Source organism: Vandammella animalimorsus (assembly GCF_002288875.1).
Taxonomy (GTDB): Bacteria; Pseudomonadota; Gammaproteobacteria; order Burkholderiales; family Burkholderiaceae_C; genus Lampropedia; species Lampropedia animalimorsus.
Genome location: NZ_NTBH01000004.1, coordinates 15,658 through 29,848 on the forward strand (window position 1 = coordinate 15,658; position 14,191 = coordinate 29,848).

Annotated in this window: 15 protein-coding genes; 2 read left to right on the forward strand and 13 right to left on the reverse strand. The window is 67.4% G+C overall.

Features of this window, described 5'->3' with window-relative positions:
* The 13 genes from rplF to CLI93_RS07140 form a co-directional block, all read right to left on the reverse strand.
* Positions 1–534 (reverse strand): 50S ribosomal protein L6, encoded by a 534-nt coding sequence (gene rplF, locus CLI93_RS07085; protein ID WP_095541441.1) that lies wholly within the window; start codon positions 532–534, stop codon positions 1–3.
* A 23-nt stretch (positions 535–557) separates the two neighbouring features.
* Positions 558–953 carry a 30S ribosomal protein S8 gene (gene rpsH, locus CLI93_RS07090; protein WP_095539504.1) on the reverse strand — a complete coding sequence of 132 codons (396 nt, stop codon included), beginning with the start codon at positions 951–953 and terminating at the stop codon, positions 558–560.
* A 20-nt stretch (positions 954–973) separates the two neighbouring features.
* Positions 974–1,279: a 30S ribosomal protein S14 gene (gene rpsN / locus CLI93_RS07095; protein ID WP_095539505.1), complete on the reverse strand. Its 306-nt coding sequence runs from the start codon at positions 1,277–1,279 to the stop codon at positions 974–976.
* A gap of 8 nt (positions 1,280–1,287) precedes the next feature.
* On the reverse strand, positions 1,288–1,827 hold the full coding sequence (gene rplE, locus CLI93_RS15135; protein WP_172424208.1) for a 50S ribosomal protein L5: 540 nt from the start codon (positions 1,825–1,827) through the stop codon (positions 1,288–1,290).
* Positions 1,828–2,160, reverse strand: coding sequence for a 50S ribosomal protein L24 (rplX, locus tag CLI93_RS15140; RefSeq protein WP_172424209.1), 333 nt, complete (start codon positions 2,158–2,160; stop codon positions 1,828–1,830). It abuts the gene before it with no gap.
* 8 nt (positions 2,161–2,168) lie between these two features.
* Complete coding sequence (gene rplN / locus CLI93_RS07105) at positions 2,169–2,537, reverse strand: 50S ribosomal protein L14 (protein WP_095539506.1); 369 nt, start codon at positions 2,535–2,537, stop codon at positions 2,169–2,171.
* 401 nt (positions 2,538–2,938) lie between these two features.
* Positions 2,939–4,582, reverse strand: coding sequence for a glycerol-3-phosphate dehydrogenase/oxidase (locus CLI93_RS07110; protein WP_095541442.1), 1,644 nt, complete (start codon positions 4,580–4,582; stop codon positions 2,939–2,941).
* A gap of 51 nt (positions 4,583–4,633) precedes the next feature.
* On the reverse strand, positions 4,634–6,196 hold the full coding sequence (locus CLI93_RS07115; protein WP_095541443.1) for a cobyric acid synthase: 1,563 nt from the start codon (positions 6,194–6,196) through the stop codon (positions 4,634–4,636).
* 88 nt (positions 6,197–6,284) lie between these two features.
* Positions 6,285–7,451, reverse strand: a complete 1,167-nt coding sequence (locus tag CLI93_RS07120) for an aminotransferase class I/II-fold pyridoxal phosphate-dependent enzyme (RefSeq protein ID WP_095541444.1) — start codon at positions 7,449–7,451, stop codon at positions 6,285–6,287.
* Positions 7,451–8,518, reverse strand: coding sequence for an adenosylcobinamide-phosphate synthase CbiB (gene cbiB, locus CLI93_RS07125; RefSeq protein WP_095541445.1), 1,068 nt, complete (start codon positions 8,516–8,518; stop codon positions 7,451–7,453). The genes CLI93_RS07120 and cbiB overlap by 1 nt, the downstream gene beginning before the upstream one ends.
* A gap of 78 nt (positions 8,519–8,596) precedes the next feature.
* A complete protein-coding gene (cobO, locus tag CLI93_RS07130) occupies positions 8,597–9,166 on the reverse strand; it encodes a cob(I)yrinic acid a,c-diamide adenosyltransferase (protein ID WP_420823117.1) in 570 nt (189 codons plus the stop codon).
* Between the two features lie 30 nt (positions 9,167–9,196).
* Positions 9,197–9,883, reverse strand: a complete 687-nt coding sequence (gene cobU, locus CLI93_RS07135) for a bifunctional adenosylcobinamide kinase/adenosylcobinamide-phosphate guanylyltransferase (protein ID WP_095541623.1) — start codon at positions 9,881–9,883, stop codon at positions 9,197–9,199.
* Entirely contained in the window at positions 9,873–11,540 is a 1,668-nt protein-coding gene (locus CLI93_RS07140) for a cobyrinic acid a,c-diamide synthase CobB (RefSeq protein WP_238945712.1), read from the reverse strand. Before CLI93_RS07140 ends, cobU begins: the two co-directional genes overlap by 11 nt.
* 172 nt (positions 11,541–11,712) lie before the next feature.
* On the opposite strand from CLI93_RS07140, the gene CLI93_RS07145 reads away from it, so the two are divergent.
* Both CLI93_RS07145 and CLI93_RS07150 read left to right on the forward strand, forming a co-directional pair.
* Positions 11,713–12,603: an SMP-30/gluconolactonase/LRE family protein gene (locus tag CLI93_RS07145; protein WP_095541447.1), complete on the forward strand. Its 891-nt coding sequence runs from the start codon at positions 11,713–11,715 to the stop codon at positions 12,601–12,603.
* A gap of 197 nt (positions 12,604–12,800) precedes the next feature.
* Entirely contained in the window at positions 12,801–14,054 is a 1,254-nt protein-coding gene (locus CLI93_RS07150; RefSeq protein ID WP_095541448.1) for an ABC transporter substrate-binding protein, read from the forward strand.
* The last annotated feature ends 137 nt before the right edge of the window (positions 14,055–14,191 follow it).

The following is a 14,191-nucleotide window of genomic DNA, read 5'->3' on the forward strand; positions in this document are numbered from 1 at the left end:
TTATTTCTTCTTGGTTTCCTTGATCGTGACCACCTCATCCGAATAGCGGATGCCCTTGCCCTTGTAAGGCTCGGGGGGGCGCACTTCACGCACAACGGCAGCGAACTGACCCAGCACCTGCTTGTTCGCGCTCTTGAGCACAATCTCGGTGGGCGTGGGCGTTGCCGCCGTCACACCTTCGGGCAGATCGAATTCGACCGGATGCGAGAAACCCACGGCCAGATTGAGCTTGTTGCCGCTGACAGCAGCCTTGAAGCCCACGCCCACCAGGTTGAGCTTGCGCTCAAAACCCTTGGAGACACCGACCACCATGTTGTTGACCAGCTGACGCAGCGTACCTGCCAGGGCATCGGCCTCGCGCGACTCGTTGGCGGGGGCGAACGTCAGCACGCCACCATCCTGGCTGATCTTGACCTGTGCGTTATCGGCCACGGACAGTTGGCCGCCAGAGCCCTTAACGGCAATCTGGCCGTCCTTGATCGTCACTTCAACGCCGGAAGGGATCACCACAGGTGTTTTTGCAACTCGAGACATTTCAATATTCCTCCAATTGCGCATCAGGCCACGAAGCACAGCACCTCGCCGCCGACACCGGCAGCACGGGCTTTGCGATCGGTCATCACGCCCTTGGGCGTGGTCACGATGGCCACACCCAGGCCATTCATCACCTGCGGGATGGACTTGCTGGGCTTGTAAACACGCAGACCAGGCTTGCTCACGCGCTCGATGCGCTCGATCACCGGACGGCCTGCGTAGTATTTGAGATCGACGCGGATGTCGGCCTTGGCGCCATCGCGCACAACTTCGAAACCGTCGATATAGCCTTCGTCCTTGAGCACCTGCAGGATGGCCTGCTTGAGCTTGGAGGAAGGAACCGTCACGGAAGGCTTGGAGACCATTTGCGCATTGCGGATGCGGGTCAACAAGTCGGCGATAGGATCACTCATGCTCATGATTCATTACTCCCGTCTGCTTACCAGCTTGCCTTGATGACACCGGGGATATCGCCCGACATGGCCAGCTCGCGCACCTTGGCACGTGCCAAACCGAACTGGCGGAAGGTGCCACGCGGACGCCCCGTCATTTCGCAACGATTGCGTTGGCGCGTCGGATTGGCGTTGCGCGGCAGCTTCTGCAGCGCCAGGCGAGCCTGGTAACGCTCTTCGTCGCTGCGCTTGGCGTCATCGACGATGGCCTTCAGTTCGGCGCGCTTGGCAGCGTACTTAGCCACCAGCTTCGTGCGCTTGAGCTCTCTTTCAATCAATGCTTTTTTAGCCACACTGCACCTCAATTCTTGAACGGGAAACGGAACGCAGCCAACAGCGCCTTGGCTTCCTCGTCCGTCTTGGCTGTGGTCGTGATGCTGATATTCAGGCCACGCAGCGCATCCACCTTGTCGTACTCGATCTCGGGGAAGATGATCTGCTCTTTGACGCCCACGTTGTAGTTGCCACGGCCGTCGAAGGACTTACCCGAAATACCACGGAAGTCGCGCACGCGCGGCAGCGCAATGGTCACAAAGCGATCAAGGAATTCGTACATGCGCACACCGCGCAGCGTCACCATGCAGCCGATGGGCTGGCCTTCGCGGATCTTGAAACCCGCAATAGCCTTGCGCGCCTTGGTCACCACAGGCTTCTGGCCGGCGATCTTGGTCAGATCGGCCAAGGCGTTTTCCATGATCTTCTTGTCGGCCACCGCTTCACCCACCCCCATGTTCAGGGTGATTTTGGTGATACGCGGCACTTCCATGACCGACTTGTAGCCAAATTGCTTGGTCAGGTCGCCGACGACTTTTTCACGATAGAACTGTTGCAGACGCGCCATTTATGCCACCTTGATCGCTTCACCGCTGGAGCGGAACACGCGCACACGGCGCGCACCCTTGCCCGCCGACAAATCCACCTTGATCGCCACGCGATCGGCCTTGCCGGTCGCGGGGTTGTAGATCGCCACATTGGACTGATGGATGGGCATGGTCTTGTCAACGATGCCACCCATCTCACCCTTCATCGGATTGGGTCGCACGTGCTTCTTGACCACGTTGACACCCTCGACGATCAGATAGCTCTCATCCTTGCGGGACAGCACCACACCGCGCTTACCCTTGTCGCGACCGGTCAACACGATGACTTCATCGCCCTTGCGAATCTTGTTCATGCCACACCTCAAATCACTTCGGGAGCCAGAGACACGATCTTCATGAAGCGCTCGCTGCGCAGCTCACGCGTGACCGGGCCAAAAATACGGGTACCAATGGGCTCAAGCTTGGCATTGAGCAGCACAGCCGCATTGCCATCAAACTTGATCAGCGAGCCATCCTGGCGGCGAATACCCTTGGCAGTGCGCACCACGACGGCGTTGTAGATTTCGCCCTTCTTGACGCGACCGCGCGGCGCAGCCTCTTTGACGCTCACCTTGATAATGTCGCCAACGCTGGCATAGCGGCGCTTGGAACCACCCAACACCTTGATGCACAGCACGGACTTGGCGCCCGTGTTGTCGGCAACCTCTAAACGAGATTCTGTCTGGATCATTTGATTTAATTCCCAACTTAACCTGCGCTCATGAACGCAGCCGCATACGGAAAGCCGTCATGCGCCATGCGCCACACAGTCAGTCTTGGACCCGTCGCCGCAATCGACACCCTCTCAGCGCAGAGCACATAACCCACACCAGAAAGCATCGCCCACGTCGTTTGGGCAGATACCCACCTAAGAACCGCCAACAGAGACCGCCATGCTTTCCACAGCGCCCTATACCAAGCAGTCAAAAGGCGAAGCTGGCGATTATCGCGCGCAATCCTTTTACACGTCAAGACTTTTTATGCAATCGGGCCCAGATACGCCCCTATCACGATGGCCTGCCCTCAAAAAAATATCTCGGCGCAGCACCAGCAAAGCCGCAAACGTTGCTTCTAAGCAACGCGCAGTACGCATCAGGCCAGGCCCTGGTATTGCTGGCACAGCGGCTCGAACTCCGCAGCCGAGACTGGCTGACCCAGCTCTTCGCTGAGGATTTGCGCTACCCGCGCACTGACCTGATGCGCCGCGCTGGCGTGCAGAAACAGCAGGCGGCTACGCCGCGCCAGCACGTCTTCCACGGTGCGGGCGTATTCGTGCCGTGCGGCAAAGCGCACCATGGCTTCGGTTAGGCCGCTTTGTGGCGCGAGCATGACATCAGCGCCGGACAGGGCCTGCACCCAAGCGGCCTCATCGCCATAGGTGGCCAGTCCTTGCACATCGCCTAGCCCAGCGGCTGTCGCCGCGGCCTGTGTCTGGCTGCGGTGGCCCACCAACGGCAGCTGGCGCGTTGCGCAAGGGGACAGCTTGGCCGGCAGCAGCTGTGCCAGCTGGCAATGGCGCAGCACGTCCTCGGCCATGGCGCGATAGGTCGTCCATTTGCCGCCCGTGACCGTCACCAGGCCGCTGCCGGCCACGTGCACTGTGTGCTCGCGGCTAATGCTTTTGGTGCCGCCAGCATCGCCCAGCGGCTTGACCAGCGGCCGCAGCCCGGCCCACATGCTCAACACGTCACCGGGGCCCGGGGCCTGGGCCAGATAACGGCGCGCTTCGTCCAGGATGAAGCCCACCTCCTGCTGCAAGGGGCGCGGCTCCAGCGGGGTGTCAGGCCTGGCCGAGTCGGTCGTGCCCAGGATGACCTTGCCCAGCCAGGGCACGGCAAACAGCACGCGGCCGTCGCGCGTCTTGGGCACCAGCAGGGCGTGCTCGCCGGGCCAGAAGCGACGATCAACCACCACGTGTGTCCCCTGGCTGGGGCTGACCATGGGCTGGGCCGGCTGGCTGCCCTGGGCTTCATCGAGGTTGCGCACGGTATCAACCCAAACGCCCGTGGCGTTGATCACGCAGCCTGCTTCGAGGCGCAACTGCGCGCCCGTTTCCTCATCCTGCGCCTGCGCGCCGCACACGCGTCCAGCGCCGTCCTTGAGCAGCCCGGTGACGCGGCAGTAATTGAGCAGCAGCGCGCCATGCAGCGCCGCCGTACGCGCCAGCGCCAGCGCCAGGCGCGCGTCGTCGAACTGGCCATCCCAATACTGCACGCCGCCGCGCAGCTGCTGTGGGTTGACGTTGCCCAGCAGTGCCTGCACCTGCCCGCGCGACAGGAACTGCGTTGCCCCAAGCCCCTGGCCTGCGGCCAACATGTCGTACACGCGCAGACCGGCGCCGTAAAACGGCGTCTCCCACAGACGGTACGAGGGCATGACAAAGGGCAGCGGCCGCGCCAGATGTGGCGCGTTGCGCAACAAGATGGCCCGCTCCTGCAAGGCCTCGCGCACCAGCGCGATGTTGCCCTGCGCCAAGTAACGCACGCCGCCGTGTACCAGCTTGGTGGCGCGAGAAGAGGTGCCCTTGGCGAAATCGTGCGCCTCCAGCAGCGCCACCGAAAGGCCGCGCGCGGCCGCATCCAGCGCCACGCCCAGGCCGGTGGCGCCGCCGCCGATGACCAGCACGTCAAAGCGCCCGGCCGCGGCCAGAGATTGCAGGATTTGCGCCCGGTCGGTCACGGCCGGGGCGGCGGGGTTGTGGGGGGCGGAAGCGGCGGAAGAAGCGGACTCGTTCATGGATCAAGCAGCCCCGCACCAGGCGGCGGGACGAAGCGATGGCAAAGCCGCTTATTGTGCCCCGGGATGGGCCGCGCCCTGCCCTGCCGCAGCCTCTGCCACAGGCACCGCAGACCCAGGCGTGGCAAACCACTGGGGCACGGCATCAGCCATGCACGCGAACACGGTCTGCACATCCAGCGCATCGGCGCCCAGCAGGGCCTGTAGCGCTGTGCGGTTTTCGAACAGGCCATGCAGATAGCAGCCCAGTACGTTGCCTGGGCCATTGGCCCAGGCCAAGCCAGGCAGCAGCGTTTGCAGGTCGTGGCCGCCAGCCAGCATGGCCGCGTATGGCTGGGTCTGGCCCTGGTGGATTTCATAGGCCGTCAGCTCCAGCCCAGCCAGGGCCTGCCAATGGCCTTGCAGCGCGCCCAGGCGATAGCGCCCGTGACGCACCTGCTTGTGCGGCGCGAACTGCGTCACCAGCGGCAGCAGGCCCAGGCCGGGCTGGTTACCCTGCGTATGCTGCGGGTCGATCAGACTCTCGCCCAACATCTGCAGGCCGCCGCAAATGCCCAGCACCGGCTTTCCAGCCTGGGCGTGGCGGGCGATGACCGCATCCACCCCGTGCTGGCGCAGCCAGAGCAAATCGGCCACCGTGGCCTTGGAGCCCGGCAGCACGATCCAATCCGCCCCGGCCAGCTCTGCCGCGCTGCGCGCCCACACCAGGCGCACGCCAGGGGCCTGCTTGAGCGGCTGGAATTCATCGAGGTTGCTGCTGCGCGGATAGGCCACGATGGCCACGGTGCGCAACGTTTCGCCCACGCCGCCTGGCGTACTGCTGGCGCTGGCGTCGAACACCCCGTCTTCCTCAGGCAGGCCGTGGCGCGGCCACATCGGGATGGTGGCCACCACCGGCACGCCAGTGCGCTGCTGCAATTGCTGCGGCGCAGGCGCCAGCAGGCGGGCATCGCCGCGAAACTTGTTGAGCACAAAGCCCTTGATCAGCGCCCGGTCGACCTCCTCCAGCAAGGCCCAGGTGCCATACAGGTGCGCGAATGCGCCGCCTCGGTCGATGTCCGCCACTAATAGGCAGTGCGCCTGGCAATGGCGCGCCACGCGCATGTTCACCACATCGCTGCGTGCCAGGTTGATTTCCGCTGGCGAGCCCGCGCCTTCGATCACCACGACGTCGTAGGCGGCGCGCAGCCCGTCCAGCGCCTGCGCGATCACCGGCCAGACGCGCGGGCCGCGCTCACGCCAGGGCAAGGCCGTCAGCTCGGGATCGACCTGCCCCAACAGCACCAACTGGCTGTGCGTATCGGCCTCGGGCTTGAGCAGCACCGGGTTCATGTCCACCTGCGGCACCACGCCCGCGGCCAGTGCCTGGAAATACTGCGCGCTGCCGATCTCGCCGTAGCCGCCGTCAGGCCTGGCCACCACGCGGGCGTTGTTGCTCATGTTCTGCGCCTTGAATGGCGCAACGCGAAAGCCCTGGCGGCGGTACCAGGCGCACAGCGCCGTGGCCAGCCAGCTCTTGCCTGCGCCACTGCTGGTGCCCAGCACCATCACGCACAGCGCGCTGCGCTGGCCCGGTTGCGGCACAGGCAGGTTGGGAAGTTCGGAAGCGGACATGGAATTCAATGGACAAGCAAGAAAGCAGCCGAGGCGCAGCCAGCGCGCATTGTTGCAGGCTGCGGCCCGCACCCAGCGCATCCGCGCATCAGCCCCCACCCACACCCAGAGCCTGCCAGGCGCGCGCCAGGGCCTGCTGGCTGGCCGGCGGCTGCACGCTCAGGCGCCAATGCCCAGGCAGCCCCATGGAGCTGGTGTCGCGCACCTTGATGCCTTGCGCCCGCAGCGCCTGCTGCCACGCACCCAGCGCCTGCGGCGGGCCGGGTCGCACCACGAAGTAATTGGCCAGGCTGCCCGGCAGCACCTGCCACCCCAGGGAGCGGCACAGCGCCAGCTGCGCGCGCTTCCAGTCACGCAGCTGCGCGCGGCTGCCAGCCAGCCACTGCTGAACTGGCGCCTGCATCCAGGCCTGCAGCAAGGCCACGCCGTGCGCGCCCAATGGCCAGGAAGGCGCCAGCGCATCGAGCTGCGCCAGCATGGCCTGCAATTCCTGGCGCGCCGCCGCATTGGCCAGCTGCGGCGCAATCGCATAGGCCGCGCGCACGCCCGTCAGGCCCAGGGCCTTGTTGGGCGAGAACAGCTGCCAGCAGGCCTTCTGGCGCAGCCGCACGCCGGTCAACCAATCGGGCCAATCGGAACCAGGCGCGTCGGGCGCGCCGTCCTCAGGCTCGTCATCGGGCCATTCATCGGACAGCAGCGCCAGGGGGGCATAGGCCGCATCCAGAAAGCGTCGCGCCGCCTGCGGCGAGCCGACCTGGGCCATCCAGTGGGCCAGCCGTGCATCGGCTGCGCCCAGCGGGCTGGAGGGCACGCACAACCATTCCAAGTCGGCCAGGCTGGCGGCCTGCTGCGGCCCTGGGCCATCCTGCACGGGCCGGTGCGGCACATGCCGAACATTCAGCCCCAAGGCCTGGGCCTGCTGGGCGTAGTCGCCGTAAGCAGGGCTGGGCACTGCCACCGTGCGTAAGCCATGCAGCCGCGCCCAGACGTGGATGCGATGAATCAACTCGCTGCCGCTGGCGCCCAGCAGCAGCCGCTGCACCGGCACGCCATGCCAGGCGGCCAGCGCGGAGCGCAGCTCGGTGTAGTGCGGGTCCGGGTAGTGGCGCGCATCGGCCTGCTGCACTGCCTGCAAGGCCTGCGGGCAAGGGCCGCAGGCATTGCTGTTGGTGGAAAAGTCCAACGGCGCCAGGCCCTGCGCATCGGCCCCGCCATGCTGGCGGCCCAGCCCTAGGCTCTTTCCGGTCGGCGGCATCACAACGCTCCTTTAACGCTGGCGCTGGCCGCCAGCGCCCACAGCCCACACAACGCGGTCAACAGCCAGGCAGCCAGCAGCCACAGGCCCAGCGCACGGCCAGCCAGGGCCTGGGCCTGCGCCGCTTGCGCCGGCTGGGGCGCGGGCGCTTGCGGGTGCAGCACATAGGCCCCGGGCTTGCCCAGCCGGCAGCCCAGCAGCAAGGCCGTGGCGGCCATGGGCCAGCCGCCGTTGGGCGAAGGGGTCTTGCGCGCCTGCGCGCCCAGCTGCTGCCAGGTGCGACTGCGCCAGCCGCCCTGAGCCGGGTTGGCCAACAGCAGCAGCAGCGCCGTCAGGCGCGCCGGCAGCCAGGACAGCACGTCATCAGCCCGCGCGGCCCATTTGCCGGCCCATTGCCAATCGCGCCCGCCGCGCTGGCCTGGGTAGCCCCACATGGCATCGGCGGTATTGGCAAAGCGGTACAGCGCCGCGCCGGGCAGGCCCAGCAGGGCGAACCAGAACAGCGGCGCAATCACCGAATCGCTGAGGTTTTCCGCCAGGGTTTCGATGGCGCTCTCGCGCACCTGGGCCGCGTCGAGCCGGGCTGTCTCGCGGCTGACCAGCCGCGCCAGCTGCGTCCGCCCGTCGGGCAGCGATTGGCCCAGCGCCTGCTCCACGGCCTGCACCTCCTGGCGCAGCATGCGCCAGGCCAGCAAGGGCTTGAGCAGCGCGCCCAGCAGCAGCGCCAGCCCCAGGCCGACCAGCAGCGGCGGCATGCGGCCCTGGGCCTGCCAGGCTGCCTGCACCAAGGCGGCTTGCAGCGCCCAGGCCAGCGCCGTCCACAGCAGCGCCAGCGCCAGCCAGGCCAGCGCGCCGCGCCGCAGCCGCTGACGCTCCTGGGCCGCGCCCTGCGCCCGGCCGCCAAACAGCCAAGGCTGCAGCCGCTGCAGGCTGCGCCCCATCCAGACCACTGGGTGCCAGCGCACGGGCGGCTCGCCCAGCCAGCGATCCACGAGCAGCGCCACGCTCATGCCCAGCGCCAGCATCAGCGGCCAGGCGCCTGGGGGCCAATGCCATGCGTCCGTCATCAATGCCGCCCGTTGGTGGATTCGTTATTTGCCCCAACCACTGCTCTTGCCCATCGCGCAAAGACCATGAGCGGGCGCTCAGTCTTCAATACCGCGCTGCGCGGGCACGCCAGCCTGGTAGGCGTGCTTGACCAGCTGCATTTCCGTGACGGTGTCGGCCAGATCGATCAGGGCCTGCGGGCAGCGCCGGCCGGTGAGCACCACGTGCACCTGCGGCGGGCGCTCGCGCAGGGTTTGCAGCACCTCCTCCAGCGGCAACCAGCCGTAGATCAGCGGGTAGGTGATTTCATCGAGCACGACCATGAAGTATTCGCCGCCGAGAATGGCCTGGCGCGCCTTGGCCCAGCCCGCGCGCGCCAGCTCGGCCGAGTGTTCCAGATCGCGGCTCTTCCAACTGAAGCCATCGCCCAGCCCTTCGATGGGCACGCCCAGCTGCTCGAAACTGCGGTGCTCGCCAAAGCGCGCCGAAGGCACTTTGACGAACTGATAGATTTGCACCGCCTTGCCGCGCCCATGCGCGCGCAGCGCCAGCCCGAAGGCCGCGGTGCTCTTGCCCTTGCCATTGCCGGTGTTGATCAGGATCAGCCCGCGGCGCTCGCCCTGGGGCTTTTGCCGCACCCGATCTACCGGGGGTTGCTCGATCTGGATGTCCATTGCATTGCTCCTTGTCTTGAGGGTTCAAAGCCGCGGCAAGGGCTGGGCCAGGGCCTTGATGTCGATGGCCTGGCCGGCTGCCACCAGCAGCACATGGCGGCAGTGCTGCGCCAGGGCCTGATTGAGCAGGCCCAGCTCATCGGCATAGGCGCGCACGGCCCGCCCCAGCGGCATCACGCCCCAGCCCATTTCATTGCTCACCAGCACCACCGGCCCGCGCGCCTGGGCCAGGGCCTGCAGCAGCGCGGCCTTGGCAGCGGCCAATGCGGCGCGGCGCTGGCGCAGCAGCGCGGCCTCGTCCGGCGGTGCGTCCAGCAATCCGCCCTGCGTCGCACCCTGCGCCGGGGTGGGCGCGGCGGGCTCGGCAGGCATCAGCCAGTTGGTCAACCACAGCGTCAGGCAGTCCACCAGCAACAGGCGCTGCGGCGCGCTGTGCGCGGCAATGCTGGCGGCCAGCTGCAGCGGCTCTTCCAGCGTCTGCGCCGCCGGCAGGCGCTGGCGGCGCTGCTGACGGTGGCGCGCGATGCGTGTGCGCATTTCATCGTCCAGCGCCTGGGCCGTGGCGATCACCAACACCTCGCGCCCGGGCTGCTCGGCCAGCCAGGCGGCGGCCAGTTGCTCGGCATGGCCGCTCTTGCCGCTTTTCTGGCCGCCCAGCAGCAGCACATGGGCCGGGCCGGGCGACCGCTGCGGCACGGGTTCATGCGACATGGCCGGCTCCTGCATGCGTTGCCGCCGCTTGCGCCGCGCCTGCCGCATCTGCGGCTTCTGCTGGCCTGAGAAGGCGCAGCACGGCCTGCGGGCTGGAGGGGAACCAGGCATGAAAGTAGCTGGCCGTGAGGCTGCCCAGGCGATAGACGGCCTCGCCCGCATCGGCGCGCGCTGCGGCCGTGGCGCGGCGGTGTGCTGGGCGTTGTGTGCGGCCCCAGGCCGGCAGCTCGGTCTGCAGGCGGCTGTAGTGGAAGGTGTGGCCGCGCAGCGCGGGCTCTCCCGCAGCGGCATTGGGCGGCAGCCACTGCTGCGGCCCCAGGCCGGCCAGGCGCGGCTGCATCACGGCCTGGGCCGGCAGCAGGCCCCACAGCGGTTGCAAAACCCCATCGACCTGCTGCAGCTCGGTACACAGCGCCACCATGCCGCCGCATTCGGCCCAGATGGGCTTGCCCTGCGCCCAGTGATCGTGCAGGGCCTGGCGCAGCCCGGCATTGGCATGCAGGCGCGCGGCATGCAGCTCGGGGTAACCGCCGGGCAGCCACAGCGCATCGCAGGCCGGCAAGCCATCGCCGGCCAACGGCGAGAACCACGCCAACCGTGCGCCCAGCGCCTGCAGCAGCTCCAGATTGGCCGCGTAGATGAATGCGAAGGCCTCATCGCGGGCGATTGCCACGGTCTGCCCGCGCAGCGGCTGGCGCTGCAGCAGCGCCGGGGCGGCGGCCAGCGCCAGAGCGTGTTCGGGCGGCAGGACATGACCCTGCGGGCCGCTGCTCAGGCCCGCAGCGCCAGCGTCTGACGCGGGCGCGGCTGTGCGCGGCTCTTGCGCTGGCGCAGGCTCAGCAAGTGCAAAGGCTGTCTGCCAACGCTGCAGGGCGGCGCCATCCATCTGGCCCAGCGGCGTCTGGGCCAGCGCATCGGCGGCCAGATCCAGACGCGCCAGCGCATCACGCAGCTCACCGCTGGGCACCAGGCCCAGGTGGCGCTCGGGCAGCAGCGACAGCGGCTTGGCGCCCGATGCGCCCTGCGGCGGCTGCGGCACATCCTGCAGCTGCAAGGACGGCAAGGCCCCGAGCCAATCGCCGCTGGGCTCCAGCGCCGCCTGCAGCAATTGCGCATGGTGGGCGCTGGCCACGCCATTGCACAGCACGCCGGCCCAGCGCAGGTCGCTGCGGTAATGCTTGAGGCCATACACCAATGCCGCGCAAGTCTGCGCCATGGCACCGACCTGCAGCACCGGCATCACGGCAATGCCCCATTGCTGCGCCAGATCGGCGGCGCTGGGCGTGCCATCGAACAGCCCCATCACGCCTTCGATGAGGATCAGATCGGCCTGGCAGGCGGCCGCGTGCAGACGCGCAGCCACGTCCTGCGGACCGGTCATCCACAAATCCAGGTTCTGCACCGGCGCGCCACTGGCCAGCTCGTGCCAGTGCGGATCGAGAAAATCCGGCCCGCACTTGAACACCCGCACCCGACGCCCCTGACGGCTGTGCAGGCGCGCCAGCGCCGCCGTCACCAGGGTCTTGCCCTGGCCCGAGGCCGCAGCCGCCACCAACAAGGCCGGGCAATGGGCCACGGCGGCGGGCTGGGCCTTCTGCGACCCGGCGGCCTGAACGCCCGCTGCGGGCTGCTGCTGCGCTGGCATGGTCTTGGTCATCTCCTTTAGGGGCTCTGATGCGGCGGCGATTGTAGGGCGCACAGGCCGGCCTGCCGTGCCCTGCGCTGCCGGTGCTTGCCAGAGTTGGCCGATTGCGCTGCAATGGCCGGACCGGGCCAGCCCGGCCTGGCATGACCACAAAGCCTGGCAACCTGCCCAAAGGAGATGAAAGATGCCTGAATTTCGCACGCTGCTGTCTGGCTACAGCTTTCTTGAGGGCCCGCGCTGGCGCGAGGGCCGCCTGTGGCTGTCGGACTTCTACACCCACCAAGTGCTGGCCTGCGACATGCAGGGTCAGGTCGAGCAGATGGCCCACGTGCCGGGCCAGCCCTCCGGCCTGGGCTGGCTGCCCGACGGCCGCCTGCTCATCGTCTCCATGCGCGATCGCAAGATTCTGCGGCGCGAGCCGGACGGCCAATTGGTGGAACACGCCGACCTCTCGCACATGGCCACCGGCCATTGCAACGACATGGCTGTGGATGACCAGGGGCGCGCCTGGGTAGGCAATTTCGGCTTCGATCTGATGGGCGGCGCAGAGGTGCGCACTGCGGCGCTGGCGCGCGTCGATCCCGATGGACAGGCACATCAGGCTGCCAGCGGGCTGTACTTTCCCAACGCCATTCTGCCCACGCCCGACGGCCGCTCGCTGATCGTCAACGAGACCCTGGGCAATCGCTTGTCGGTGTTCGACATCGCCGCCGACGGCAGCCTGGGGCCGCGGCGCGACTGGGCCGTGTTCGGCCCGCTGGTGCAAAGCGCCGCGCTGGACGATTTCATCGCCGGCGGCAAGGTGGCGGCCGACGGCGCAGCGCTGGACGCCGAAGGCGCCGTCTGGGTGGCCGACGCCATCGGGCAACGCGTGCTGCGCGTCGCCCAGGGCGGGCGCATCCTGCAGGAGGTCTCCACCGGCGCCATGGGCTGCTTTGCCTGCGCGCTGGGCGGCCCAGACGGGCGCACGCTGTTTCTGTGCGTGGCGCCCGACTTCCTGGAGCACCAACGCCGGGCCGCGCGCGAGGCCCAGGTTTGGATGCTGCAGGTCGATGTGCCAGGACTGCCAGGCTGAAACCCCCTGCATGCCAGCGGCACACGCCTGCACCGCTGTCGCGGCAAGCGCTTTCCCGCATTGCATTCGGGCATGCTCGCCGCTATGCTGCGCGGCCCGCAGCGTTGGCGCTGCCTGCGCGCGCCTTGATGAATCGAACCCGATCGGGCTTCGTGGCGCGACCCTCATCCCATTGCAACCGAAAGGAGACTTTTTCCATGACACAGAACTCTTCCCGCCCCAGCCGTGGCCTGGCCCTGCGCGGCATTGCCTGCGCCAGCATGCTGGCCCTGGCCGCTGGCGGGGCCCAGGCCGCCGAGCCCAAGCTGACCGATGGCCTGGTCAAGATCGGCGTGCTGACCGACATGGCCGGCCCTTACTCCAGCATGGGCGGGCCAGGCTCGGTGGTGGCCGCGCGCATGGCCGTGGAGGACTGCCTCAAGGCCGAGTGCAAGGGCATGAAGATCGAGGTGGTCAGCGCCGACAACCAGAACAAGGCCGACATCGCCGCCTCGCGCGCGCGTGAGTGGCTGGATGTGCAGCAGGTCGATGCGCTGGTGGATTTGACCAATTCCGCTGGCGCGCTGGCCGTGCAGCAGATCATCAAGGAGCGCGGCGGCATCGCCATGTACTCCGGCCCGGCCACCACGCGCCTGACCAATGCCGACTGCGCGCGCAATGGCTTTCACTGGATGTTCGACACCTATTCGCTCTCGGCCGCGCCCGTGGCAGCCATGACCCAGGCCGGCGCGAAGAAGTGGTTTTTCGTGACGGTGGACTACGCCTTCGGCCACTCGCTGGAAAAAGACGCCACCGAGGTACTCAAGGCCAACGGCGGCGAGGTGGCCGGCTCGGTGCGCCACCCGCTCAATGCCAGCGACTTCTCCTCCTTCTTGCTGCAGGCCCAGGCCTCGGGCGCCGATGCCATCGCGCTGGCCAATGGCTCGCAGGACACGGTCAACGCCATGAAGGGCGTGCATGAGTTCGGTCTTTCGAGCGGCAAGCAACAGGTCACGGCGCTGCTGGTATTCCTCTCGGACGTGCACGCCATGGGGCTGGAGACAGCCAAGGGCCTGAAGTTCTCTGAAGGCTTTTACTGGGATCTGGACGACAAGACGCGCGAGTTCTCCAGCCGCTTCGAGCAGCAGCACCGCGGCAACAAGCCAACCATGGTGCACGCCGGCGTGTATTCGAGCACGCTGCACTATCTGAAATCGGTGGCCGCCGCCGGCACCGACGACTGGAAGGTCGTGGCCGAGAAAATGCGCGAGCTGCCCATCGAGGACGCGGTGATGCGCAATGCCTCGATCCGCGACGATGGCCGCGTGATCCACGACATGTATGTGTTCCAGGTCAAGACGCCCGAGGAATCCAAAGGCGCCTGGGATTACTACAAGCTGGTCAGCACCATCCCGGCCGACAAGGCCTTCCAGCCGCTGGCCACATCCAGCTGCCCGCTGGTGAAGAAGTAAGCGCCAGCTCGCCCGCAAGTAGCCTGCAGCTGGCCTGCGCTGCACGCGCAGGCCAGTTGCAGATCTTCTCTTGCACACACGCCCCCGCCGGCTTGCCCAACAGGCCCGGCGGGGGCGTGTGCCTTCATAGAATCGTG